This window comes from Microbulbifer harenosus, assembly GCF_005771435.1.
GTDB lineage: Bacteria > Pseudomonadota > Gammaproteobacteria > Pseudomonadales > Cellvibrionaceae > Microbulbifer > Microbulbifer harenosus.
This window is the reverse complement of sequence record NZ_VANI01000008.1, coordinates 24,073-49,117: the sequence shown is the minus strand read 5'-3', so window position 1 is coordinate 49,117 and position 25,045 is coordinate 24,073. Positions and strand designations below refer to the sequence as shown.

Annotated in this window: 17 protein-coding genes; 13 read left to right on the top strand and 4 right to left on the bottom strand. The window is 60.2% G+C overall.

Going from position 1 to position 25,045, the window contains the following annotated elements:
* Positions 1-11 precede the first annotated feature (11 nt).
* The 5 genes from hflC (at position 12) to FDY93_RS07700 (ending at position 5,907) form a co-directional block, all read left to right on the top strand.
* On the top strand, positions 12-887 hold the full coding sequence (hflC, locus tag FDY93_RS07720) for a protease modulator HflC (RefSeq protein WP_138235181.1): 876 nt from the start codon (positions 12-14) through the stop codon (positions 885-887).
* A gap of 209 nt (positions 888-1,096) precedes the next feature.
* Complete coding sequence (locus tag FDY93_RS07715) at positions 1,097-2,287, top strand: ATP phosphoribosyltransferase regulatory subunit (RefSeq protein WP_138235180.1); 1,191 nt, start codon at positions 1,097-1,099, stop codon at positions 2,285-2,287.
* Between the two features lie 107 nt (positions 2,288-2,394).
* Entirely contained in the window at positions 2,395-3,717 is a 1,323-nt protein-coding gene (locus tag FDY93_RS07710; protein ID WP_138235179.1) for an adenylosuccinate synthase, read from the top strand.
* 163 nt (positions 3,718-3,880) lie between these two features.
* A complete protein-coding gene (gene trhA, locus FDY93_RS07705; RefSeq protein ID WP_138235178.1) occupies positions 3,881-4,546 on the top strand; it encodes a PAQR family membrane homeostasis protein TrhA in 666 nt (221 codons plus the stop codon).
* Between the two features lie 134 nt (positions 4,547-4,680).
* Positions 4,681-5,907, top strand: coding sequence for a lytic murein transglycosylase (locus FDY93_RS07700; protein WP_138235177.1), 1,227 nt, complete (start codon positions 4,681-4,683; stop codon positions 5,905-5,907).
* A 182-nt stretch (positions 5,908-6,089) separates the two neighbouring features.
* Here the strand turns inward: FDY93_RS07700 and FDY93_RS07695 are convergent, their stop codons facing one another.
* Complete coding sequence (locus FDY93_RS07695) at positions 6,090-7,106, bottom strand: succinylglutamate desuccinylase/aspartoacylase family protein (protein WP_138235176.1); 1,017 nt, start codon at positions 7,104-7,106, stop codon at positions 6,090-6,092.
* Positions 7,107-7,299: 193 nt separating this feature from the next.
* Here FDY93_RS07695 and FDY93_RS07690 point away from each other — a divergent pair, with 193 nt between their 5' ends.
* The gene (locus FDY93_RS07690; RefSeq protein WP_138235175.1) at positions 7,300-8,496 is read left to right on the top strand and encodes a multidrug effflux MFS transporter; all 1,197 of its coding nucleotides are present in this window, start codon (positions 7,300-7,302) and stop codon (positions 8,494-8,496) included.
* 91 nt (positions 8,497-8,587) lie between these two features.
* On the opposite strand, the gene FDY93_RS07685 is transcribed toward FDY93_RS07690, so the two are convergent.
* The 3 genes from FDY93_RS07685 to FDY93_RS07675 all read right to left on the bottom strand — a co-directional run bounded on the left by FDY93_RS07685 (position 8,588) and on the right by FDY93_RS07675 (position 14,203).
* A complete protein-coding gene (locus tag FDY93_RS07685; protein WP_220446134.1) occupies positions 8,588-9,793 on the bottom strand; it encodes a lytic polysaccharide monooxygenase in 1,206 nt (401 codons plus the stop codon).
* 154 nt (positions 9,794-9,947) lie between these two features.
* Positions 9,948-13,037, bottom strand: a complete 3,090-nt coding sequence (locus FDY93_RS07680; protein ID WP_171018933.1) for a DUF6531 domain-containing protein — start codon at positions 13,035-13,037, stop codon at positions 9,948-9,950.
* A gap of 299 nt (positions 13,038-13,336) precedes the next feature.
* On the bottom strand, positions 13,337-14,203 hold the full coding sequence (locus FDY93_RS07675) for a Stp1/IreP family PP2C-type Ser/Thr phosphatase (protein WP_138235173.1): 867 nt from the start codon (positions 14,201-14,203) through the stop codon (positions 13,337-13,339).
* A 260-nt stretch (positions 14,204-14,463) separates the two neighbouring features.
* On the opposite strand from FDY93_RS07675, the gene FDY93_RS07670 reads away from it, so the two are divergent.
* The 7 genes from FDY93_RS07670 to tssM all read left to right on the top strand — a co-directional run bounded on the left by FDY93_RS07670 (position 14,464) and on the right by tssM (position 25,043).
* Complete coding sequence (locus FDY93_RS07670; protein ID WP_246068507.1) at positions 14,464-15,204, top strand: transposase; 741 nt, start codon at positions 14,464-14,466, stop codon at positions 15,202-15,204.
* Positions 15,201-16,727 carry a type VI secretion system contractile sheath domain-containing protein gene (locus FDY93_RS07665; protein ID WP_138235171.1) on the top strand — a complete coding sequence of 509 codons (1,527 nt, stop codon included), beginning with the start codon at positions 15,201-15,203 and terminating at the stop codon, positions 16,725-16,727. The genes FDY93_RS07670 and FDY93_RS07665 overlap by 4 nt, the downstream gene beginning before the upstream one ends.
* A 5-nt stretch (positions 16,728-16,732) precedes the next feature.
* Positions 16,733-18,472 (top strand): type VI secretion system-associated FHA domain protein TagH, encoded by a 1,740-nt coding sequence (gene tagH / locus FDY93_RS07660; protein ID WP_138235170.1) that lies wholly within the window; start codon positions 16,733-16,735, stop codon positions 18,470-18,472.
* Positions 18,473-18,592: 120 nt separating this feature from the next.
* On the top strand, positions 18,593-19,174 hold the full coding sequence (tssJ, locus tag FDY93_RS07655) for a type VI secretion system lipoprotein TssJ (RefSeq protein WP_138235169.1): 582 nt from the start codon (positions 18,593-18,595) through the stop codon (positions 19,172-19,174).
* Positions 19,175-19,256: 82 nt separating this feature from the next.
* Positions 19,257-20,594 (top strand): type VI secretion system baseplate subunit TssK, encoded by a 1,338-nt coding sequence (tssK, locus tag FDY93_RS07650; protein ID WP_138235168.1) that lies wholly within the window; start codon positions 19,257-19,259, stop codon positions 20,592-20,594.
* 2 nt (positions 20,595-20,596) lie between these two features.
* A complete protein-coding gene (icmH, locus tag FDY93_RS07645) occupies positions 20,597-21,451 on the top strand; it encodes a type IVB secretion system protein IcmH/DotU (protein WP_138235167.1) in 855 nt (284 codons plus the stop codon).
* A 52-nt stretch (positions 21,452-21,503) separates the two neighbouring features.
* Complete coding sequence (gene tssM, locus FDY93_RS07640; RefSeq protein WP_138235166.1) at positions 21,504-25,043, top strand: type VI secretion system membrane subunit TssM; 3,540 nt, start codon at positions 21,504-21,506, stop codon at positions 25,041-25,043.
* Positions 25,044-25,045: the final 2 nt, after the last annotated feature.

Genomic DNA, 25,045 nt, shown 5'->3' with positions numbered 1-25,045 from the left:
GGAGACGAGCCATGAACAACAACAAGTCGCTTTTTGTCATCGCGCTGGTGCTGGTCGGCCTGCTGGTACTCTCCAGCAGCGCCTTCGTGGTCAAGGAGACCGAGAAAGCCGTGCTGCTGCGCTTCGGTGAACTGGTGCGCACCGACTATACCCCGGGCCTGTACTTCAAAATCCCCCTGGTGCATGAGCTGCGCAAGTTCGACGCCCGTATCCAGACTGTTGACTCCCAGCCGGTGCGGATGCTGAACAGCGAAAACAAGTTCATGATGGTCGACTCCTACGCCAAGTTCCGCATCGTCGACGTGGGCCGTTTCTACAAGGCTACCCGCGGTGACGAGCGCAACGCGGTGCGCCTGCTGGCAGAACAGATCAACAACCGCCTGCGCAACCAGTTCGGTGTGCGCGATCTGCACGAGGTGGTGAGCGGCCAGCGCGACCAGCTGATGGCCGACATCACCAAGAATCTGAACGAGACCGCACAGAAGGATCTGGGGGTGGAAATCGTCGATGTGCGCGTGAAGCGCATTGACCTGCCGCCGGAAGTCTCCGAATCCGTGTTCCAGCGGATGCGCACCGGCCGCGAACTGGAGGCCCGCGACCACCGCGCCAAGGGTCAGGAAGCCAGCGAGCGCATCCGCGCCAACGCCGATCGCCAGAAGGTGGTGATTGAGGCGGAAGCCTACCGCAAGGCGGAAGAGCTGCGCGGTGCCGGCGATGCCGAGGCGGCGCGGATCTACGCCGAGGCCTACAGCAAGAACCCCGAGTTCTACCGCTTCTCCCGCAGCCTCACCGCTTACCGGGAGTCCTTCAAGGACAAGAGCGATATGCTGCTGATGGCGCCGGACAGCGAATTCTTCCGCTACCTGAAAGACCCCGCGGGAAAATAAGCCGCATACCAATCCAGCCGGGACTGGCCACAGTCCCGGCAAATAGTGGTAAAATCCCTCAAACCGGGCCGGCGCCCGGTTTTTTTGTGTCGGTGCGGCGGACGCCAGTTTGCTGACTGCCCGGCCATTATGCCGTTCGCCGGGATTGAGGTTCCCGCGGTCGCCGAGACCGTGCTGTTATTTATCAAATACTGTCGAATGCCCACATCATGACCCAAGCTGAACGCTGGATGCTACCGGATGGCATCGCCGAGATTTTGCCCGCGGACGCCAAGCGGGTGGAAACCCTGCGCAGAAACCTGCTGGATCTCTACCATCGCTGGGGCTATGAAATGATCATTCCACCGATGGTGGAATTCGCAGACTCCCTGCTGATTGGCATGGGGCGCGATGTTGACCTCAGGACCTTCCGCGTGACCGATCAGCTTTCCGGGCGCAGTCTGGGTATTCGCGCGGACATCACACCGCAGGCGGCGCGCATCGACTCCCACAGCTTTCCCCGCAGCGGCGCCAACCGCCTCTGCTACGCGGGGCAGGTACTCTATACACGTCCGCGCTCGCCGATGGGGCCGCGCGCACCGATTCAGATCGGCGCCGAGCTCTACGGTGTGGAGAGCCTGCAGGGCGACATCGAAGTCATCAGCCTGATGCTCGAAACCCTTGGCACCGCCGGTATCCGCGAGATCCATCTGGACTTGGGGCACGTGGCGATCTTCCGCAGCCTCGCGGAAGCTGCGGCGCTCGACAGCGAGCAGCAGGCCGCGCTTATCGCGCTGCTGCAGAGCAAAGCGGTGGCGGATATCGAGCGCTGGGTGGAAGAGAATGTGGCCGACACGCAGGCGGCCAGCTGGCTGCGAGCCCTGCCGCGTCTCGCCGGCGGCTGCGAATGCCTGGCGCGCGCCCGCGAGCTGTTCAGCGGCGCGCCGCGGGCTCTGGTGAGCGCGCTGGAAGAATTGCAGCAGGTGGCCGATGCCGTGGCGCTCCGCTATCCGCAGGTGACCCTGTTTTTTGATCTCGGAGAGATGCGCGGTTACGACTACGAGACCGGGTTGGTGTTTGCCGCCTATTCCCCGGGTCACGGCCAGGCCCTGGCCAACGGCGGTCGCTACAATGGCATCGGCGCCGTGTTCGGGCGCGATCGCGCGGCCACCGGTTTCAGTACTGACTTGGTCGCCATCAACGCTCTGGGGCAGAATGGCGCCCCTGAAGCGGGAGCGATTCTCGCGCCCGCGAGCGATTGCGCCGAGCTGTGGCAGATCGTAGGCGCGCTGCGCGCCAGCGGTGAAGTGGTGATCAGCGCGATGCCCGGGGAGGGCAGCGACGACACCGAGACCCTGGCCCGCTGTGATCGCGAGCTGGTGCGGCAAGGTGACACCTGGGTGGTGGTGCCGCGCGCCTGAACCCTAGACTATCCAGTTGATTCAAGAATTCCAGGCCGCACGACGGGCGCGGCCGCTCTTTTCATCCGCCCGTCCAACGTTGAACTGACGACACGAGATTTACGCACATGGGCAAGAATGTAGTGGTGCTGGGCACCCAGTGGGGCGACGAAGGCAAGGGCAAGATTGTCGATCTGCTCACCGAGAAAGTCGCGCTGGTAGTCCGCTTTCAGGGCGGTCACAATGCCGGCCACACCCTGGTAATCAACGGTGAGAAAACCGTCTTGCACCTGATCCCCTCCGGCGTACTGCGCCCGGGCGTGGTCTGTCTGATCGGCAACGGCGTGGTGCTGTCCCCGGAAGCCCTGCTGAAAGAGATGGGCGAGCTGGAAGCTGCCGGTGTGCCGGTGCGCAAGCGTCTGCGCCTGTCCCCGGCCTGCCCGCTGATCCTGCCGGTGCACGTGGCCCTGGACCAGGCGCGCGAAAAAGCCCGCGGCGACAAAGCCATCGGCACCACCGGGCGCGGTATCGGCCCGGCCTACGAAGACAAGGTGGCGCGCCGCGGCCTGCGTCTCGGCGACCTGTGCAACTGGGACAACTTCTGCGCGCAGCTGAAAGAGCTGCTGGAGTACCACAACTTTGCCCTGACCCAGTACTACAAGGTCGAACCGGTAAGCTACGAGGATACCCTCAAGGTTGCCGAGACCTGGCGCGACGAGCTGGTGCCGATGATCACCGATGTGGCGGATCACCTGCACAAGGCGCGCGAGAACGGCGAACATATCCTGTTTGAGGGTGCCCAGGGCTCGCTGCTGGACATCGATCACGGCACCTACCCCTATGTAACCTCTTCCAACACCACCGCAGGTGGCACCGCCACCGGTTCCGGCTTCGGTCCCCTGTATCTGGATTATGTGCTGGGCATCACCAAGGCTTACACCACCCGTGTGGGCGGCGGTCCTTTCCCCACCGAACTGGGCTGCGATGTGGGCCGTCATCTGGGTGAAAAAGGTCACGAGTTCGGCGCCACCACCGGCCGCGCGCGCCGCACTGGCTGGTTCGATGCGGTGGCCGTGCGCCACGCGATTCGCATCAACAGTATTTCCGGACTGTGTCTGACCAAGCTGGACGTGCTGGACGGCCTGGAGGAAGTGAAGATCTGTGTCGGCTACCGCAATGCCGCCGGCGAGGAGATCCCGGTGCCGTTCGACGCCGCCGGCTGGGAAGGTGTGGAGCCGGTGTACGAAAGCATGCCGGGCTGGAGCGAGACCACGTTCGGCGTGCGCCGCGAAGCGGACCTGCCGCAGACCGCGCGCGACTACATCGCCCGTATCGAGGAGCTGGTGGGCGCGCCCATCGACATCATCTCCACCGGGCCGGACCGTGTGCAAACCATCGTGCGCGAATCCTCTGCGCTGTGTGAAATGGGTATCCACAGCCCGAGCGTCTGAGCGTCCTCCCTGTGACAGTTGGGACCGACGAAACCCGTCGGTCCCGTTCTCTCCTTGCCTGTCTTGCCTTTAAGGCGGTTAAATCCCGTTCATGAGACCGAGGTTAAGCTTACGGTCACAAATATCTGCCATACTGGCAGCGTATCCAGATCGGGAGTCCGCCATGTCCAGCACTGTGTCAGCCGCTGGCACGCGTTACAGCGTTGCCGAAGAAATCGCCAACAGTATTACCCACGGAGTCGGTGCATTGCTGGCGATCGCCGGGCTGGGCGTGCTGTGTGGATTTGCAGCGTTGCGCGGCGATGCCTGGCATATCGTCAGTACCAGCATTTACGCCGCCACTCTGATCCTGTGTTTTTCAGCTTCCACCCTGTACCACAGCGTGACCCACCCCACCGCGAAGCAGGTGCTGCGCACGCTGGATCACTCCGCCATCTTTCTGCTGATCGCCGGCACCTATACGCCATTTACGCTGGTGACCCTGCGCGGCCCCTGGGGCTGGTCGATTTTCGGGGTGATCTGGGGGTTGGCATTACTGGGGCTGATCATCCAGTTCACGCCGCTGAAAAAGATCCGCGCCCTGTCGATTACCCTGAGCGCGCTGATGGGCTGGGTGGTGATTGCAGCGGTCAAACCGCTGATGGAAAACCTCGCCACGGGTGGTCTGTGGCTGCTGGTACTGGGGGGGCTGTGTTACACCGGTGGCATCGCGTTTTACCTGTGGCGCAGTCTGCGCTTTCACCACGCCATCTGGCATTTGTTTGTGTTGGCGGGCGGTGTGCTGCATTTCTTTGCCATTCTGTTTTACGTGATTCCTCCGGCTGCGTGATTCCGGGCTTTCCCCTTCGCCGTTGAAAAGAGTGTCGGTCCGGTCACAGCCTGAGCGGCTGGCGCTTTTCCTCCCTTTCCGTTGACGGGCTTCCGTTCTACCCTTGTGCGAGCTGTTTCTGCCAAGGAGTTGTCATGGTCCAGTCCACCACGGCGTCGGTGCGCCGCTTCGGTTTTATTTCGTTTTTGTTTTCTGCGCTGCTGATGTTGCCGCTTTTGGCGAGTGCCGCGGCGGACCCGGGGTTTGAAAAGTGGAAGCAGGAATTCCGCAAGCAGGCGTTGGCCGAGGGGATTACTGCGGAGACGTTCGACCGCGCCTTCAAGGGTATCGACTCCCCGGATCAGTGGGTGCTGGACAAGGCGAGCTTCCAGCCGGAGTTTAAGGCGCCGGCGTGGCAGTACTTCGACAACCGCATCACCAAGTTTGCGGTGAAACGCGGGCGCGAGAAGAAGCAGGAGCTGCAGCCCTGGCTGGAAAAGATCGAGAAAAAGTTCGGGGTGAACCCGAATATCCTGTTGGCGATCTGGTCGATGGAGTCGAGCTTCGGTGCGATCCTGGATAACCAGAATGTAATGCGCAGTGTGGTGCGTTCGCTGGCGACTCTGGCGTATGCCGATCCCAAGCGCAAAAAGTTCGGTACCAATCAGCTGCTGGCGGCGCTGAAAATTCTGCAGAGCGGTGATATCGACGAGAGTCATCTTACCGGTTCCTGGGCCGGCGCCATGGGCCATACGCAGTTTATTCCCACCAGTTACCAGGCGTACGCGGTGGATATGGATGGCGATGGCAAGCGCGATATCTGGAACTCTGTACCGGATGCGCTGGCGACGGCGGCGAGTCTGCTGAGCAAGAATGGCTGGCGCAGCGGGGAGACCTGGGGTTATGAGGTGACGATTCCGGAGCGCAAGTTGCCGGCGGGTAAGTTGACGATTGCGGAGTGGGAGAAGCTCGGGGTGAAGCGGGTGCGCGGGCAGGCGTTTCCGCGTCCGGATGATGTGGCGGAGTTGAAGGTGCCGGCGGGGCGCGGTGGTCCGGCGTTTCTGGTGCTGAAGAATTTCTTTGTGATTAAGCGTTACAACAATTCTGACCGCTATGCGTTGGCGGTGGGGATTCTGGCGGATCAGATTGGTGGGGCGGAGCCGCTGACGAGGGATTGGAAGCGTCCGTTTACCAAGCTGGATCACGATGAGGTGGTGGAGCTGCAGACCAAGCTGAAGGAGAAGGGTTTCTACGACGGTGAGGTCGATGGCAAGGCCGGGGGCGAGACCCGCAAGGCGATTCTCAAGTTTGAGGAGAGCGCCGGGGTTGAGCTTCAGGGTTTCCCCAGCAAGGAAGTTCTGGAGCTTCTGCGCAAGAAATAACGAAGAGCTTTTTTCTGGCCCGCTGGCGGCCAGGCAGCGGGTGAAGCATTTCGAAACCGCTGTGAATACATCCATGTACGCTGCGTCGGCAACATCCCTGTTGCCGACGCTTTCGAAATGCTTCCCCCGCTACCTGTCCTTCACCTCAGGTTTAATCACTTCGTAAGCGAGGTTGCTGGGAGTTAGTAGTTCTCTTCCGGTAACAACGTATCCTGCAGCAATTCCAGATTTTCCAGTACCTCGTTCGGCTCATGGAAATACGCCACGTGGTACATCGCCTCGCCTTCCTGCACCAGCGGGATGTTCTGTTTGCCGATGATGATGCCGTCGGCGTCTGCCACTACCTTGTCGAGTTCGTTGCCGTAGAGATCGGCGATGGTGGCGAGGGTTTCGCCTTTGCGCACGTGGTCGCCGAGCTGGCGTTTGTGGTTGACGATGCCGCTGTCGCCGGCGCGCAGCCAGCCGCTGCGGCGGGCGACGAAGGGTTCGATGCCGTGGGGGGCTTTTCTCGGGGGGAGCATGTCCAGGTGGCGCAGGACGTTGAGGACGCCTTTGAGGCCGGCGCGGATGCAGAGTTCGTCGAAGCGCAGGGCTTCGCCGGCTTCGTACAGCAGGATACGCACGCCGAGGTCGGCGGCGGCCTGGCGCAGGGAGCCGTCGCGCAGGGTGGCGTTGAGGAGGACCGGGACGCCGAAGGCGGCGGCCATGGCGCGGGTTTGCTGGTCGTCGAGGTTGGCGCGGATCTGCGGGAGGTTGCTGCGGTGTACGGCGCCGGTGTGCAGGTCGATGCCGTAGTCGCATTTGGAAACGATTTGGTCGAGGAAGACGTGGGCCATGCGCGCGGCGAGGGAGCCGCGCGCGGAGCCGGGAAAGGAGCGGTTGAGGTCGCGGCGGTCGGGGAGGTAGCGGGACTGCTGCAGTACGCCGTAGACGTTGACCACCGGTACGGCTATGAGGGTGCCGCGCAGGGATTTGAGTGCCTTGCTGTTGATCAGGCGGCTGATGATTTCCACTCCGTTCAGTTCGTCGCCGTGCAGTGCGGCGCACACGAAGATGGTGGGGCCGGATTTTTTGCCGCGTTGCACGTATACGGGAATGGCCATTTCCGTGTCGGTGTACAGGCGCACGATGGGCAGTTCGATTTTGCGGGTTTCACCGCGGGCGACGGGAATGCCGGCGATGGTGATGACATCGTCCATGGGTTTTGGTTGTTTCCGCGTGTGTCTGACGGGTAATTGTAGAAGTGACTTTCCGCTTGATGGAAGTCGCGATGATGGATATCTGTAGTTTATGGCGGTTGGGGTTTCGGAACTGTCATCGGCTGCTGTTAGAATCGGGCGTGGTCCGGACCCTGCGCGTTCGGGATTTTGGAAACTGGATGTACGGATGGCAATGAAACCTGAATTAATGAAGATGGCCCTGATTCTGGGGCTGTTGAGCTGTGTTGGCCCCTTTGCCATCGATATGTACTTGCCGGCGATGCCGGTTATGGCAGAGGAGTACGGCGTGCCGACGGCTATGTCCCAGTACACTCTGGTGTCGTTCTTTATTGCGTTTGGCATATGCCAGCTGTTCTATGGCCCGGCCGCGGATATGTTCGGACGCAAGCCGCCATTGTATTTCGGGCTGGTGCTATTTCTGATTGCCTCTGTGGGCTGCGCGCTCGCGCCGACCATCGAGTGGTTGATCGCGCTGCGCTTTGTGCAGGGGATCGGCGCGGCGTCGGTGATGTCGATTCCGCGTGCAATCATCCGCGACCGCTACACCGGTACCGAGGCCACGCGCCTGATGACCACGGTTATGCTGGTAATTTCCATCTCCCCGATGTTGGCACCTCTGGTAGGCAGTCTGCTGATGGCGCCGTTCGGCTGGCCTGCGGTGTTCTACGGCGTGGCCTTGGCGACCGTTGCGAGCCTGTTTTTGATTCGCTTTGCGCTGCCGGAAACACTGTCGGTTTCCGCGCGTACGCCGTTGGAACTGAGCGCCATGTTTGATGCTTTCCGGGTGTTGTTGCGCGATGCATACTTCATGGGAATGACGTTGATCGGTGGCGTGGGAATGGCCAGTTTCTTTGCGTTTCTGTCTGTTTCCAGTTTCCTCTACACGGATTATTACGGACTTACCTCCACTCAGTTCAGCCTGGCATTTGCGCTGAACGCACTGGGTTTTTTCACCGCTAGCCAGTTTGCCGCCAATCTGTGTGAGCGCTTCGGCGGGGTGGCCGTCGTCAAGTGGGCCGTGGTGGGGTTTGCGCTCAGTGCGGCGGTGAATCTGCTGCTGAATCTGCTGGGGATGGACGATTTTGCGATTCTGGTGGGACTGTTGTTACTGGGCAATGCTTTTCTGGGCCTTGTACTTCCCACGACCATGGTGTTGTCGCTGGACGAACACGGTCCCATCGCCGGTACCGCCGCGTCTCTGGGTGGCACCTTGCAGATGATGCTGGGTGCTGCGGCCATCGGCATTGTCAGTGCGGTATTCGACGGCACCCCGCTGACGCTGGTGGCGGCCATCGCGATCTGTGGTGTGCTGGCGGCAGTGCTGTTTATGCTGACCTTGCGCCGGCCGGCAGAACCGGTACCAACCTGACGGCGTCTGAACTCCGAGATACAAAAAGCCCGGCACTGCGATCAGTGCCGGGCTTTTTCGTATCTGCTTGACGCTATTTCACTTCACCGGGTCAGAGCTTGAGCCACGCATCCGTCCAGTTGGTGCCGGTGCCGGGCGCGTAGTGATAGGCGCTGTTGATGTTGCACCACTGTCCCTCCGGGAAGGGGCGGCACTGGTAGCGGTTGCCGTCACTGCCTAGCACCACGGTTTCTCCCGGCACATAGCTGCCGATTCCCGCCGGGTACACATAGTCGTAATCCTCATTTCCAGTGGGAGGCTCATTGTCGTTACCAGGCTGGATGTCCACCTCATGGCTCACGTCCAGTCCCGCCTCGGTGTAGACACGGTTCCCCGAGGCACTGCGTGCCGGGGTGATGCTGTCGCTGGCCGGGTCGAGCACGCCGATGCGGGCATACTGGGACTGGGCGTTGACGGCGGAGGCAAACCCGAAGGCCCAGTCCGCGGCGGAAGCGTCCTGGCTGACGTCGTACACAATGCTTTCCAGGTCGTTGCCGCTGCTATTGAACAGGCGCAGGGTCACTTGGCTGCCGGCGGGCAGGTCCGACTGCGCCTGCAGGGCACCTGCGTCAACCCAGGCGCTGGTGCTGCCGCCACCGAGCACCACATCGGTACAGGTGTAAAAAGCCTCGGTGCTGTCGTTGCGCTGCCAGGTGGTGTAGATCACGTGCTTACCGGTGAGTTGCGGCAGCGGGCAGGTTAGGGTGTAGCGCTTGTCCGCACCTACCGGCACATTCCCGAGGCGGCAGAATTCAAACAGGTCACTCCATTTCAGCGGTGCGCTGCCGGTGTAGCCCTGGCGGGTGATATAGAAAACCCAGTCGCGGGTGCTGTGCGGGGCCGTGGCATAGAAACGAAAATCGAAGGTGCCGTCCGCTTTGGGGGTGATGGGGGTGGCCTGCCAATCACTGCGGGCCAGGTTCATACCGGCGTATTTGCTGCGGCCGCCGGCGCACAGCTGGCCGTCCGGCACCAGTGCCTGGTGCTTGCCGTCGGCGTTGGCCTGGTTTATCTCGTTCCAGTCGTAGAAGGGCTGCGTGCCGCCGACAGCCTTGGCGGCGGCGCAGGCTGGGTCGGAGGGGTTTTCCGGGTTGTTCAGGAAGCAGTTGTAGATCCGGCTCTCGGGGACTTCCATGGTGCCGTGTGCCTGGGCGGTCTGGCTGATGGCACCGAACAGCAACAGTGAGACGGCGGTTCCGAGGGCGGAGAACATGGGCGTTAGAGCACTGCAGCCCAGTTGGTGGGTGGCGGATTTCATGATGATTTCCTATTTATTGTTGTTGATCTTGTCGGGTTTGCGCTCGCACAGCGGGGCACGGGTATTCAATGACAACGCTGTCTTGCGTACGCCATGCTAATCCAAGCCGCTCCCCGACCAAGGGGAGCGGGCGCCAAAAAGAAGTACGATGGTGCTATTTCGATGGGGGGGATGGCGGATTTGTGACGCTTTCGTCGTCTGCTGCCGCCGCTGAGATTCCGTGGGAACCGCTGGTCATGGTGGCGGCACGCTGGCGGTAGCGCACCAGCAGGCGACACTGGCCGGCATCCAGTGGCGTTGCTGCGGCGCGGCCGTCTGCGGTGTGCCAGTAGCTGAAATCCCGATAGTACAACTGCGTTTCACTATCGAGGATGCCGTCGCTGCCGCGGAAGGTGCCAGGGCCGCGATTGTTCGCGGAGGGTTCCTGCTGCCGGTGCCAGAAAGGCGCTTCGTCCGGCGTGTTCAGTACGGCCAACAGGTGGCCGCCACTGCTGGCGAGATAGAAGTGCCGTTCGTCGCTGCTTGTTTTGCCTTCGCCCCGCCCGTGCTCATCGGTGTGTATCAGACGTGCCAAAGGCGTGTTTTCCAGCGGGTGGTGCAGGTAGTGGGTAATTGTCCTGTTGTCGCCGAGGCGGGAGGTTTCCTGCCAGAGGCCGATGCCTGTCCAATAGCTGGAAACCCGCCGCTGCCGGCGGGAGCGGCTGTGGCAGCCGGTTTTCGCGAGCCGGCGCCCAAACGGGTCGTAGCGGAAAAAAGTGCTGAAGTCGCCGCACTCCGCACTGTGCATCAGCCCCCAGCCGTTGAACTGGTAGTGGTAACGCAGCCGCTCACCGGTGTTTGTGCGCACTTCGCTGACAATATTGCCGTGCCGGTCGCAGTCAGCGGCTGCTACTTCCGAAGCGGCTTCGGCGCGCGCGACGATAAAGTCGGGTCGCAATTGAACGCCCGCGGTGGCCGCGTACCACTGAAAGCGGTCTCCAAGTGCGATTTGCTGGAGCAGACCGTGCGCGAAATGCCGCGTAACTTTATGCTTGCCGAGCGTCCAGTGTTCGACTTGTGTGTCGCCGTTTCCCTCGCCATTTTCTTCGGCAGTTGCAATACCCAGTTCGCCGCGCAGCAGCATTTCGCCATTGGTATCCATTCCGTAAAGCGCACCGCTGGCGGCAAAGATATAGGTTGTATTGATACTGTCGGAGGCGGACGTCCTGAGCCAGCCGCGGGCGTCGTAATCGTAATTGATGCTGAGACTTTCACGGCGGCTGTCGAGATTAATGTCGTGGTGCTCGGCGATCAGTCGGTTGCCGCTGTCGTAGCGGAAGCGCAGGTCGCAGTCATTGTTGGAGGCCTGCAGCAGGCGTCCGCGGTCATCGAAATGAAAATGGCAGTGTTGGCCGCTATTGTTGCGGATCTTTTCCAGGGCGCCGTCTGCGCGGTATTCGAGGTACCAGTGGTTGTCGCTGTCGCGGTACTCGCGCACGCGACCGTTCGAACCATACAGCCACTCCCGACGCCTGCCCGTGCTGTCGGTAAATTCCTGCAGCCGCCCGAAGCGGTCGTATTGCCAGTGAGCCTCGCTGCCATCCACTGCCAGTGCGGACAGCTGCCCGCGACGGTTGTAGTCAAGATTCCACGGACTGCCGTTGGCGAAACGCACATGACGAATCAGATTGCGTTCATCGCACTGCCATTGCAGCAAGCGCACGGTGCCGGTTACTGTGATTTCGTCGATGGCGCAGGGGCGGTGTTGCTCATCTCTGGCGATGCTGTAGGTACTTCCGGCCATATCCACCCGCAGCAGTGCTCCGTTTGTGTCATATCGCCAGTGGCGCGTTGGCAGGCGATGGCCGCTGCAACGGGTTAGTCTGCCCATGGGGTCGTAATCGAACTGATAGTGACTATCGCCGCGCTGCAGTGTTGTCAGCTGCGATTGTCCGTCCCAGTGCAGAATGGTGCGCCCCGACTCAGGGTCGGTGAGTTGGCGCAACTGCCCGCGCTCGTCGTATTCACATCGCCACTGCTGGCCGGCAGGGTCGGTAACTTGGGAGGGGTGCGGTTGTTCGCCGTAGCGGAATATCCAGCGCGTAGTTTCTGTCTGCGGTGCAGAGGTGGTAGCGCCCAGTAAGCGCCCCTGCGGGTCGTAGGCAAAACGCTGGTGGCGGCCGTCGCTTGTGCGCCGCAACAGTCGACCGAATTCATCGTGGCGGAACAGGGTGCGTCGGCCATCCGCGTCCTGGCGCAGACAGAGATTGCGGTAGTGATCGTAGAGGAAGCGGGTTTCCCGCTGTTCCTGTTGCTCCCGTATCAGGTCGCCGCGCTCATCGAATTGCCAGTGAATGTCGTGCTGGTCGTCGCTGCTCAGGGTGCACAGCCGGCGCGATGGCTGCCAGTGAAGTTCGAGTTCGAGAGCATTGTGCTGCAACCGGTGGCACCGGCCAATTCGGTCGAAGGCGAAGTGCATAGTGCCGGTGGGCGAAGTGAGTAGACGAAGTTGTCCGTTCTCGTACGCATAGCGTTCGCCGGTGTCGCCGGCCTCCGCGCGAAGTAGTTGCCGGTCTTCATCAAAGTGATAGCTGCATAGGGGCGCATCTCCGACCGCATGCGTGTTGACGATCCTGGTCAACTGCCCACCGTCGTAAACGAACTCCAGCGTACGTCCCCAGGATGTGATGATCCTGTGCGGCTGGCCATTGCGGTAATCCACGCTGAGCGTGTTGCCACAGGTGTCGCGAATTTCACTCAGTGGGGCACTGTGGCCGGTGCCGTCCGCGCGAAAAATTTTGTCCGCCATAGCAAATCCGCCAAGGCGAAAACTGTGCAGACTCTGGCGCAGCAAATACAGGCGCTCGCAGCGATTGAAGCTGGCTTGGCCGATAGCCGGCAGATCAAATGCAATGCTGCGCCCATCCGCGGTGTGCAATATCACCTTGCGCTCGGGTTCAGCAGCCGCTTCTGGCAGTTGCAGGGATTCGCTCAGGGTGTGCCGCCAACCGCAGCCGAGTCCCTGCGCAGCGTCTGCGCTCTGGCGATAAAAACGCTGCCAGCGAAAAGGAAATGGGCCGGGCAGTTCAAAATCGGTGCGCACAAACGCCAATTCGCCGTTGGCGGCGATGACATGCTCGGCAACCCGATGGCACTGCGTCAGCGGCGGAAGTAACTCGCCGCGGAAATTCTGCCCGGGATAATTGCAGAATTTCAGGGGGATGCCGGCGGGTAGGTGCAGCTGCGGTACCTGAGGCGCCTGCACGAGCGTGTACCGAGTTGCCGCAACACTCGGTGGCAGAGGCCACAGCGGATTCCGAATGCCAGTTGGTACAGGCGTTTCGTTTTGATGCTGGATCGCTTCGAGCCAGCGACAGAGCGCCACGGCATTGCCGGGATTTTCCGGTAGTGTGGGGGGCGAAAGTTCCGCGAGAACCGATGGAATAAAATCGACCAGACGATCCGGTGTCATGCCGTTTACTCATTACGTTCATGAATGCCGCTTATCATCCACTGTGGGCGCAGCGGCCAATGTAAAGTGATTGCGAAATCCGAAGTTGTGAATCAACGCTGCATTTTACGCACAGTAATATCTTCCTTGATTTTCGGTTTCAAGGTGATCGGATCTCCGGAAAACTCCGCCACAGCGTCGCTGCGGCTGCAGTATTCGATGATGCCGGCACTGATGTTATCGCGCCCTCCACACTGATTGGCATCTTCAATAAAGTGGTACACACACTCAAGTGCGGGGCGATAGGTGGCGAGTACTCGTTCTATGGTGTGGTCGTTCAGGTATTCGGTGAGGCCGTCGCTGCACAGCAGCAGCAGTGCGCTCTCGGTCAGGGTCCAGCTGTTGACGGTGGCTTCCACGCGCTCGGCGACGCCCAGAGCGCGGGTAATGTGATTTCTTACTTGGGACGATTGTGCCTGTTCGGGAGTCAGCTGGCCGGAATCGATCATCTCCTGCACCACGCTGTGATCGCGGGTGAGCCGCTGCAGCCCGTAGTTGTTCCACAGGTATGCGCGAGAATCACCGATATGCGCGACAATCAGAAAGTCCTGCCAGATGACAGCGGCGACCAATGTCGTTCCCATCTGCGAAAAATGCGGACGTGTTTGCTTGGTATCCAGTATTTTTCGGTTGGCCATTCCGATGGCTTCGACCAGCGCCGCGCGCAGCATCAGTTGCTGTTGTTGCGGCGAACAGGCGAGAAAGGTGGCATTAAGCAGGCCGTTCAGCTGGCTTTGCAGGGTGTCTGCGGCAATGGCACTGGCGATGGCGCCACCGCTGTAACCGCCCATGCCGTCGGCGACGACGACATAGGCAAAGGGGTGGTTCGGGTCGCTGTGGCAGCGAATGCTGTCTTCATTTTCCTCGCGTACCTGACCGATATCCGTACGCCCGTTGACAGCCAGCCTAATGGGCTCCATATCTGTCGCTGCTCCATGCCATGTACTGAAAAACGAGATTCCGTTCCGCTCGCGATCGAAATTCCGGTGATAGGGTATGGCAATGTTAACTTGCTAGCGCGGAAGGTTTGAATTTTTTTTGATTCATTTGCAATAATGCCAATCCCTTCCGGTGATGGATTTTCAATTGGTACGAACGTACAAATCAAAAAGGGATTTTTGGCACGATGCCTCGCCTTCCGAGACTCAATCTGATTGATATTCCTCAGCATATAGTGCAAGTGGGTCACAATAACCTGCCGTGCTTTTTTGACGATGAGGATTATCTGTTTTACCTGGCCAGCCTGCGCAGCGCGGCGGACCAGTATCGGGTTGAAGTTCACGCCTATGTGCTGCTGCCGAACATGATTCAGATCATCGCCACACCGCGGGTGCCGGAGGGCATCCCATCGATGATGCAGTCACTCGGGCGGCGCTACGTGCAGTTTGTAAACCATCGTTACCGGCGCTCCGGCACCTTGTGGGCGGGGCGTTACAAGTCGAGCCTGATTGACTCCGATGCTTACCTGCTGACTTGTTACCGTTATGTTGAGCTGCGCCCGCTGTATCTCGGGCTTGCGGATTCCCTCGGTGCTTATATCTGGTCCAGTTTCAATCACCACGCCAGCAGTGAAGCCAGTGATGTGATAACGGATCACCGCTTGTATCTCGAGCTTGGCGAGACACCGCGCGCGCGCGCCGAGGCCTACCGCAAGCTCTTCCGTTACCGCTTTGACCGCAGGTTGCTCGAATACATCGCCGAAACCATCAAGCTTGGGCAGGTGCTGGGCGGCGATGTGTTCAAAGACAAGATCGAGCAGATCGCCAATCAGCGGGTGCGCCCGCTGAAGCGCGGACGGCCGAAAAAAAATGTGAAAAAGACATCGGCAAAGCCGACAGCCCGCCTGTCGGAAAACAGGGAGTCTGGCGCTGATCGCAATGATAAAAAAGCGGCCGCCATTGAGATGGAACCAGGAATATGAACCGGGCAACAACAAGCACCGGGAGTGCCATTTTTGGCGAACCCTCCGCAATACCACAGGGAAATGACGCACGTGATGGTGTCAGGTTGGATGGCAATCGCCTGAAGGTTGCCATCCTTGGGGATTTCAGCGGCCGCGCCAGCCGCCAGCAGTTCGAACCGCAAACCATCGCCCGGAGACCAGCGTATCGTCTGCGCAAAGACAATTTTGACGCGCTGTTCGAACGCCTGCGGGTGGGCGTGCAGTTACCACTGATGGATGAACCCTTGTGGCTGCTGGAATTCGATGACCTGCATCCGGATTATCTCTATCAGCGGGTCCCGTTGTTTCGCCAATTTATCGAGCTGGAAAAGCAGTTGCTGTCTCCTGCGGAATTCGCGCGCGCCGCGGAGGAAATCCGCCAGTGGAGCCCTGAGCTTCGCGCACTGGATCAATCCTGCGAGACGTCGGCCGGTAGCGACCCTGCGCGCTCCATGCTGGATGCCATCCTCTCCGGCGAAACCTACCGCCATCAGTACCGGCAGAGTGCTGAGGGGCAGATAGATCAGCTCATCAAGGATATTGTCGCGCCCTATGTGCAGGCGAGACCGGATGCCAATCAAGGGGCGTACTTGAACGCGGTCGCCCAGGCCGCGTCGGAAGCCATGCGCAAGATCATGCACCACAGCGATTTCCGTCAGACCGAGGCCAGCTGGCGGAGCCTGCACCTGCTGTTGCGCCGGCTGGAGGATCACCCGGGGCTGGAGCTGCACGTCATTGATATCAGCAAGGAAGAAATCCTTGCCGATCTGGCGCAGGCGGAGAGCGACCTTGAGCAGTCGCAGCTGTTCCAGTGCCTGGTGTCGCGGGAGGCGGTCGCGGGCGGTGGCCCCTACAATCTGATTCTCGGTGACTTTTATGTGACCGACGAGGAGCGTGATCTGCATATGCTGATCGACCTCGCCACCATGGCCGAGGCCGCCGGCAGTGCTGTTGTTCTGGGTGGCGACAGCCGGTTGGCGGGTTGCGCGAGCCTGGCCGGCTCCATGGACCCGGACGACTGGCACTATCCCTTTGCCGCAGACTTTGCAGAAAGCTGGCAGGCGCTGCGGGAATACCAATCCTGTGAGCACATTGCCCTGGCTGCGCCCCGTTTTATGCTGCGCCTTCCCTACGGCGCAGATACCTCAAGCACCGAAGCCTTCGCCTTCGAAGAACTTACCCCCGAGCTCGGCCACCAGTACTACCTGTGGGGCAATGGCGCCTATCTGCTGGCGCTTTCTTTGTGCCGGGAGTATGTGACCGCGGGCCGGCCCAGCGGTGTGGGCGCCGCCCACTATGGCGACTTGCCACTGCATCTGCGCAATCTGCCTCAGGGCAAGTGGATGACCCCCTGTGCCGAAGCTCTGATGACCGACCGCGGCGCCGCGCGCTTCCAGGCCGCGGGGCTTTGCACCCTGCGCTCGGTGCAGGGGCGCGATGAAATTCTGCTGCCGAAATTGCAATCCCTGTGCGGAACGCCGCTCAAAGGGCCCTGGAGCTGAGTGATATGGACCTGCTGCTCTCCGTGGTTGCCGACCCCGATGGCGCCAACATGCTCAAACACACCAAACTGTTCAAAGCGGACGGCGGGAGTTTTGGTCGCGCCGACAACAACGACTGGGTATTGCCCGATCCGCAGAGAGTAGTGTCGTCGCGCCATGGGGAAATAGCCTTCTCCGGCAATCAGTACTTCCTGGTGGACCAGAGTACCAATGGCACTTATCTGAATCAGTCTGGCGAACCGCTGGGTAAGGGAAATCGCGCGCCACTTAATGACGGTGACGTCATCTCCGTAGGCGACTACCAGCTAAAGGTGAGCATCCGTCAGCCACAGCAGAATAGCGGCCTGCAAGTAGGGCTTGGCAGTGCGGACTTCCTCGATAGCGCCGATCGCACCACCTTCAGCTCCGCGGCCGCGGCAAAGATGCAGAGTGCCCAGGAGGCGCAGCAGCTGGACAGTTGGCTCGAACCTTCGGGTAATGCCGACAAGAGTCCGACCGGCGAATGGGGGTACCTGGTATCCGGCCAGTCTGCGGACTCATTTGACAATTTTCTCGGGCAGGAATCGCCAACCGATCCGCTGCAGGCGCTGAACACGCCGTCGAGTGGTGCCGGTAGTAGCTTCGATCCACTGGGTGGTTTCGACAGTGGCCACAGACCCGCACCAATGAATACATGGAGCGATGATGACGCCTGGTGGAAGGACGGGAGCGGGGAGGATCACGCGCCCGCACACAGCCACGCCATGCAGTTCAGTGCGAAGGCCCCGGCGCCTGCGCAGCCACCCGTGACGCCAGCGCCCGAGGCCAATCCCTTCGCCGATATGCTGGCTGAGCCTCCCGCGGCGCCCGCCCCGGCACCGGCGGCAGCCCCGGCGCCGGCTCCGCACAACCCCTTTGCGGAATCTTTTTCCGCCCTGGCCGGTGAACAGGTCCAGGGCGCGCCGGGATTTGATATGCCCGCGGCGCCGGCGCCGGTCATCGCGCCAGAGACGCCAGCAGTATCTGCGCCCAATGCGGTGCCCCCGCCCGCGGGTTTTGCAGGGGCCTCGCAGCAGTTTGCCCCGCTGCCCGGTACCGTGCAGGCTCCGCAACCGCAACCGCAACCGCAACCGCAACCGCAACCGCAACCGCAACCGCAACCGCAGGTTACCGGTCTGACCCAGTCTGCCGCGAGCGCGGCACTGGCGGAGAAACTGGGACTGACACTGACCACAGAGCAGAGCCGGCAACTGGATCAGCAGAGTGCGGAAATCGTGGAGGAGGCCGTATCCAGGCTGATTGATCTGCTGCGCGCGCGTACCAGCATAAAAAATGAGTTGCGTGTACAGCGCACCATGATCCAAACCGAAGCCAACAACCCGCTGAAATTCAGCGCCACCGCGCGCGATGCTCTGGGTGTCATGTTTTCCGGCAATGGTGCATTCATGGCGCCGGTCGAAGCCGTGCGCGACAGTTTCGACGATCTGTCCGATCACCAGGTGGCAGTACTTGCAGGGATGCGTGCCGGTTACGAGGCCATGTTGCGATTTTTCAACCCGGAACAAATGGTGCGACGCAGCGGTAGTCAGGGAGGTGTATTCGCCAGCAAAAGCGCGCGCAACTGGGAATACTTCGTAGAAATGTACAAAGACATGGTGAGCGATCCCGACGCCTGCTACCGAAAACTGTTCGGCGATGAATTTGCATCTACTTATGAAAGTCAGCTTTCAGAACTGAAGAACGCGCGCAGTTTCAGCAAAACCTGACTGTGGTGCACACGGACATAGCGCAGCCGAACAAATGGCGTGGGAAACCTGTAGTAAAAAATTGAAGACCGAAATGTCGCCGGCGGTGGCCGCGGCAACCAACCGAAACCGGAGGCCAATGTGAATATACAAAAACTGTTGCAATTATTGCTGGTGTCGCTACTTGCCATTGCGCTCAGCGCCTGTCAGACAACCCGCCGCACCCTGAATCTGGACACGAGCCTGGCGCTGGATGTCAACATCGCAAGCGATGTGAACCCGGATAGCGACGGTCGTGCTTCACCGGTAGTTTTGAGAGTGTTTATGCTCGCAGATGACCGGCAGTTTTCTCGCGAGGAATTTCTCAATCTATATGAAAACGCTCAGTCGCGTCTTGGCAAGGATCTGATCGACACCGTCATACTGAAAGAGTTTGCCCCCGGTGAGCAGCGTATCGAACAGTTGGCGCTGACCCCGGAAGTGAAATATATCGGTCTGCTGGCGGAATTCGTCCAGTATCAGCAGGCGGATGCGCTGATGTTGCTGCCGATCACCGATCACAAGAAAAATACCTATGCGATTTCTCTCGCGGGTACGCGCATGGCTTCTACCGAAGCACTGGATATGCGTCGCCGGTCGACGGCGGCAAACACCAAGAAGAAAAAAGAAGATACCGTAACAATCTCCAGCGCCGAATACGAACGCCTGCGCAAGGCGCAGTAGCGGAGACGGCTCCGGCCAGATTTCATCCCCACAGACAATAAATCCGCAAGGCAATTGCCTGGCGCCGCAACAAGGACAGCGTATGTCGGCGAACAACAAGGTTATCTGGAGCGAGGGCATGTTCCTGCGGCCCCAGCATTTCCAGCAGCAGGACCGGTATCTGGAACAACTGGTGGAGGCCAGAGTGGGCGCCCTTGGGCCCTACACCTGGGGGCTGCTGGAACTGGCGATTGACAGCGAACCGCTGGCTATGGGTAAAGTTTCCGTGTCGCGAGTGAGTGGCATTTTTCCGGACGGAACGCCGGTGCTGGCACCGGAACACGAACAATTGCCCAATGTACTGGACGTACCGGTCAACACTCGCGACGAGGTGGTGTATCTCTGTATTCCGATGAAACGCCCGGGCAGTCAGGAGTCGGTGCGCGACCAGGAGGACTTCCCGCAGGCGCGCTATCAGGCCAGTAACTTTGATGCCCGCAACAGCGCGTCCATTTCCGGAGAGGCGGCGAGAATCCAGGTGGGAAAACTGCGCACCTGTCTCAAGCTCGGCAGTGACGACCTGAGTGGTTATGCGGCCATCGGCATTGCACGTATTCGCGAGCGCCAGCCGGAAAAACCGGCGGAACTGGATGCGGAGTTTATCCCGCCGCTACTGAATACCGATGCCTCGGCGGTGATCAAGGCGTATATCGAGGAAGTGAAAGGGCTGCTGGATCATCGCGGCAGTGCGCTTGGGCATCGTCTCAGCGACAGCGGTCGCAGCGGTTCCGCGGAAATTGCCGACTACTTGTTACTGCAGGTGATCAACCGCTTCGAACCGCTGCTGAAGCAGATTACCGCACAGCCCCGTCTGCATCCCCACAGCCTGTACCTGGAGCTGCTGCAGCTGGCCGGCGAACTGTCCACCTTCACCTCCGCCAGCAAGCGCCCACCGGAAATTCCACGCTACGCGCACGACAATCTGCAGCAGAGCTACGCGGGGCTGTTTTCCGCGCTGCGTCAATCGCTCTCCACGGTGCTGGAGCAGACCGCGATCCCGATGGAGCTGGTGCAGCGCAAATTTGGAATATACGTCGCCCCGATTACCGATCCATCGCTGGTGAAGAGCGCCAGCTTCGTCATGGCCGCAAAGGCGGATATGCCCGGCGACCTGCTCCGCAGCCGTTTCCCCGGGCAGGCCAAGGTGGCGCCGGTGGAGGCTATTCGCGAACTGATCTCGGCACAGCTGCCAGGACTTTCGATTCGCGCGCTGCCGGTGGCACCGCGTCAGATTCCCTATCACGCGGGTTTTACCTACTTCGAGATCGAGCGTACCGGCGAACTGTGGCAGGCGATGCAACGCTCCGGTGGTTTCGCGGTTCATCTCGGTGCGGAGTTTCCCGGGTTGAATATGGAATTGTGGGCAATCAGGAATAACTGAACATGAGCAATGATGCCTATACGCCGCTGAGTGCGGGCGATCGCACCATAATGATCCCGACACCCGGGGCCGCAGGCGGACGCGGCCAACAACCGGTGCCGCCGCAGGGAATGCCTGCGGGTGATGGCGCCGCGGAACTGCGAATCCGCAACAGCCTGAATCCGCTGATCTCTGCTGCGTCCAAGCTGCTGGGGGCGATTGTCAAACTGCGCAGCACCATGAACCACAACAATGTACCGGATCTGCACAAGCGCCTTACACGCGAGATTCAGAACTTCGAACGTGAGGCCAAACAGTTGTCACTGACGCCGGAGACAGTACTGACCGCGCGCTATCTGTTGTGCAGCGTGGTGGATGAAATCGTACTGTCCACCCCCTGGGGCGCCGCCAGCGGCTGGAGCCAGCATTCGCTATTGAGCCTGTTCCACAAGGAAACGTTCGGCGGAGAAAAATGTTTCCTGATCCTGCAGCGCACTCTGGAAACACCTGGTTCTCACTTGCAGTTGCTTGAGCTTTTCTATCTGTGTCTGAGCCTTGGTTTCCAGGGCAAGTACCGGCTGGTACAGCGGGGCTACGAACAGTTGGAGCAGATTCGCGAGAACCTCTACCGCACCATTGAAAACCATCGCCCGGAGATGGAGCGTGACCTCTCCCCGCGCTGGAAGGGTTGTGTGGAGCGCAAAACACGCCTGATTCAGTACATCCCATTGTGGGTAATTGCCAGCGTGGTGTTAGGTGTACTGACTGTCACCTTCAGCGGTTACCGCTGGTGGCTGTATCACAGCGCGACACCGGTGGCGACAGAAATCCGCATGCTGGCGGATAAAGACCCGGAAAACTTTGCCGAGCCGCGCTGAACGCGGGAATTGATTGTCCCGGTGGTAAATGCGTCGGGATCTGGAGCATTGCATGAAACGCTTGGCCAATTTTTTTGCCAATAAATGGGTACTCGGGCTGATGGGGCTTTCCGCCCTGTCGCTGCTGATCTGGTTCGGTGCCGACTACATAAAATTCGGCAGTGACAACGCCACACTGTCCAGCGGTGTGCGTATCACCATCATCGTTTTTCTGTTTGCGATCTGGCTGGTGTGGAACCTGAGCCAGTGGCTGGTGGAGCGGCGCCAGAACCAGGCGCTGATCGAGAGTATTGAATCTTCAAAGGAGGAGGAGCAGGACCCCGACCAGGAGCGCAGCCAGGAAGAACTGGCAGCGTTGTCCGAGCGCTTTCGCGAAGCCATGCAGGTGTTGCGCAAAGCGCGTTTCAAGTCTCACCGCGGCAAGGTTTCGCTGTACCAGCTGCCCTGGTACATCATCATCGGTCCTCCCGGTTCGGGAAAAACTACGGCACTGGTTAACTCCGGCCTGGAGTTTCCGCTCGCCCGTAGTCATGGCAAGGAAGCACTGGGTGGCGTCGGAGGCACACGCAACTGCGATTGGTGGTTTACCAACGACGCGGTGCTGATTGATACCGCTGGGCGCTATACGACCCAAGACAGCCACCGCGTATACGATAACAGCGCCTGGAAGGCCTTTCTTGATCTGTTGCAGCGCTATCGCCGCCGTCGCCCGATTAACGGTGTGTTAGTGGCCATCAGCCTGCAAGACCTGATGGTGCAGACCACCGAGCAGCGCATACACCAAGCCAAGACTATTCGTTCGCGCATCAACGAGCTGCAACAGCAGCTGGGTATTCGCTTCCCCATTTACCTCACGTTCACCAAGTGTGATCTGGTAGCGGGCTTTAGCGAATTCTTCGACAACCTTTCACAGGCAGAACGCGAGCAGGTCTGGGGCGTAAGTTTTCCTGAGGAAACCAGTGCTGCCGCCGGTGCGCCGATTGAGGATTTTGCACGGGAGTTTCGCGCGCTGATTGAGCGGCTGAACCAGCGCGTACTGTGGCGTGTGCATCAGGAGCGCAATGTGGAGAGGCGTGCCCTGCTGCAGGGCTTCCCCGCACGTATGGAGGGATTGCAGACGGTACTGTGTGACTTTGTCAAACAGACCTTCAGCCCCAACCGCTACGACACTGTACCGATGGTGCGCGGGGTGTATTTCACCAGCGGTACCCAGGAGGGCAGCCCCATCGACCGCATGATGGCTACGGTGAGTGCTGACTTTGGGCTTGAGCGGGATGCCGCGCAGAAATTCCAGGGAGTCGGGAAGAGTTATTTTCTGCACCGCTTGCTGAAAGACGTGATTTTTCCCGAGGCAGATCTGGTGGGTGTCAATCGCAAGCTGGAGAGCGCCACGCGTTGGTTGCGCGGTGCGGTGTATGCCACCTCCGCGGCAGTATTTGTCGGCGCTCTGTTCCTGTGGACCGGCAGCCTCGCGCAGAACCGTCTGTATATGGGAGAGGTGCGCGACAAGGTGGCTGAATTCGAGCGGGTGCGTACTGAACTCGGTGCGCGCCGGGTGGCACCGCAGGACAGCCTGCGCATGCTTGAGCCGCTTTACACCGCGTCTCGTGTTTACCAGAAAGAGGAGCACCCGTGGCTCAACAATCTGGGGCTCTATGATGATCGCGTGGATGCGGCCGCGGACGCGCTCTATCAGCAGCAACTGAAGCAAACTTTCCTGCCGGCACTGCTGCGCATGGTGGAGAGCGATCTGTCGCGGTTCGACAGCAGCGACCCCGCGCTACCCCATACACTCAAGACTTATCTGATGTTCTTCACGCCTGACAAGCGCGATCTTACGGTTCTGACCGAATATTTCAGCGCTGGCTGGGCGCGTCAGCTGCCTGGGGAGGCCGCCAAGCAGGAACAATTGCTGGCGCATGTGCAGCGCCTGTTTGAAACACCGCTGCCGGAGAACCTGCAACCCAATGAGCGCGTCGTGGCGAGTGCGCGACAACAATTGCGTCGCATACCAGTGCCGCAGCGATTGTACGCACAGATGCAGCGCAGTGATTTCGGTACGACCGAGATTGACCTCTATGGCGAAGTGGGAGGCGATACCGCGCAATTGTTTGGTATCGATCCCTCAGACCGCCGTTTCCGGATTCCCTACCTGTACACCAAGGCTGGCTACAAGGAACTGGAGTTTGGTGCGGATTCTCCCCTGTTGGACCAGCTGGCGGAAGAGCGCTGGATCTACGGTGGCGATCTGAGTGGTGAGGACTTCAGCGATGAAGACCGGGAAAAGCTTGGGGAGGAAGTAAAACGTATTTATCTCAGCGAGTACCAGCAGCGCTGGCAGCAGTTCCTCGGGGGATTCTCCATCCGCGGTTTCCAATCCACCGCACAGGCCTTGGACGTACTATCCAAGCTCTCGGACCCGGTGTATTCCCCCTTGCTGGCGATAGCGGAGATTACCGCCGACAACACCAGCCTTACCGCGAGGCCGCAACTGCCGGCGGATGCTTCCGGTGTCGCACTGCCGGTGTCGAGCAATACACGTAGGCTGGGCGCCGCCGCGGTCAGCGGCGCGGCCGGGGCCCTGGCGGAACAATTTCAGCCTACGATCGTGGATCTCCGTTTCGAAGAATTGCAGCGCCTGACCCGCAGTGAAAAGGGCCGCCCGGCGCGCATTCAGGAATACCTGACCGCTGTCAATCAAGTGCAGGAATATCTGGCGGAGATCGACAGCGGCGTCGATCCGAATGAGGTGGCTTTCGGCAAAGCCAAGGCGCGTTTCAGCGGCGCCAGTGATGCGATCAAGCAGCTGCGTATCAAGGCGGCTAATGCGCCGGCGCCTGTCGACAGATGGCTTGAAGAAGTTGCCGATGGCAGCTGGTCTCTGGTGATGGCAAAGGCCAAACAACATGTCGACAAAGTATGGCGGGAACAGGTGTACGGTGCATACAGTCGCAGTCTCGCCGATCGCTTTCCGCTGCGTACAAACGTCGAACTCGATGCACCGGTGCTGGAATTCAACAACTTTTTCAAGCCCGGTGGCGTGGAGCAGCAATTCGTCCAGCAATACCTGAAGCCCTTTGTGGATACGCGCAGCTGGAAGGTGAAATCTCTTGAGGGCCGAAGTCTCGGAATTTCCGCTGGCGCCATTGCACAGATGCAGCGTGCGGAACGTATTCGCAAGACACTGTTCAGTGCGGGGGAGCAGGCCGGTTATGAATTCCGCATCGAACCGACAAAGCTCGACTCCGGTGTGCGCCTGTTTGCTCTGGAGCTGGGTGGGCAGCGTGTCCCTTACTCGCACGGCCCGCGCACCAGTAGCAAGCTGGACTGGAAAGGGGGCGAGTCCAATCGCGTGCGCATCATTTTTGAGGATCTGAACGAAACCATACACCGCCAGCATTTTGAGGGAGACTGGGCCTGGTATCGCCTGTTGCTCAACTCGGAATTGGAGCGTGGCCGCAGCAGCAATGAATACCTGGTGACCTTCCGCGAGTCCGGGCGCACGGCACAGTTCCGGCTCTCGTCAAGCGGTGCCAACAACCCGTTCGATCATACCCTCTTGGCCGGCTACCGCTGTCCGCAGGTGCTTTGAGG

Excerpts from the sequence above, each read along its gene's own strand:
- hflC (WP_138235181.1), top strand. The coding sequence starts at position 12 with ATGAACAACAACAAGTCGCTTTTTGTCATCGCGCTGGTGCTGGTCGGC.
- FDY93_RS07715 (WP_138235180.1), top strand. The coding sequence starts at position 1,097 with ATGACCCAAGCTGAACGCTGGATGCTACCGGATGGCATCGCCGAGATT.
- FDY93_RS07710 (WP_138235179.1), top strand. The coding sequence starts at position 2,395 with ATGGGCAAGAATGTAGTGGTGCTGGGCACCCAGTGGGGCGACGAAGGC.
- trhA (WP_138235178.1), top strand. The coding sequence starts at position 3,881 with ATGTCCAGCACTGTGTCAGCCGCTGGCACGCGTTACAGCGTTGCCGAA.
- FDY93_RS07700 (WP_138235177.1), top strand. The coding sequence starts at position 4,681 with ATGGTCCAGTCCACCACGGCGTCGGTGCGCCGCTTCGGTTTTATTTCG.
- FDY93_RS07695 (WP_138235176.1), bottom strand. The coding sequence starts at position 7,106 with ATGGACGATGTCATCACCATCGCCGGCATTCCCGTCGCCCGCGGTGAA.
- FDY93_RS07690 (WP_138235175.1), top strand. The coding sequence starts at position 7,300 with ATGAAACCTGAATTAATGAAGATGGCCCTGATTCTGGGGCTGTTGAGC.
- FDY93_RS07685 (WP_220446134.1), bottom strand. The coding sequence starts at position 9,793 with ATGAAATCCGCCACCCACCAACTGGGCTGCAGTGCTCTAACGCCCATG.
- FDY93_RS07675 (WP_138235173.1), bottom strand. The coding sequence starts at position 14,203 with ATGGAGCCCATTAGGCTGGCTGTCAACGGGCGTACGGATATCGGTCAG.
- FDY93_RS07665 (WP_138235171.1), top strand. The coding sequence starts at position 15,201 with ATGAACCGGGCAACAACAAGCACCGGGAGTGCCATTTTTGGCGAACCC.
- tagH (WP_138235170.1), top strand. The coding sequence starts at position 16,733 with ATGGACCTGCTGCTCTCCGTGGTTGCCGACCCCGATGGCGCCAACATG.
- tssK (WP_138235168.1), top strand. The coding sequence starts at position 19,257 with ATGTCGGCGAACAACAAGGTTATCTGGAGCGAGGGCATGTTCCTGCGG.
- icmH (WP_138235167.1), top strand. The coding sequence starts at position 20,597 with ATGAGCAATGATGCCTATACGCCGCTGAGTGCGGGCGATCGCACCATA.
- tssM (WP_138235166.1), top strand. The coding sequence starts at position 21,504 with ATGAAACGCTTGGCCAATTTTTTTGCCAATAAATGGGTACTCGGGCTG.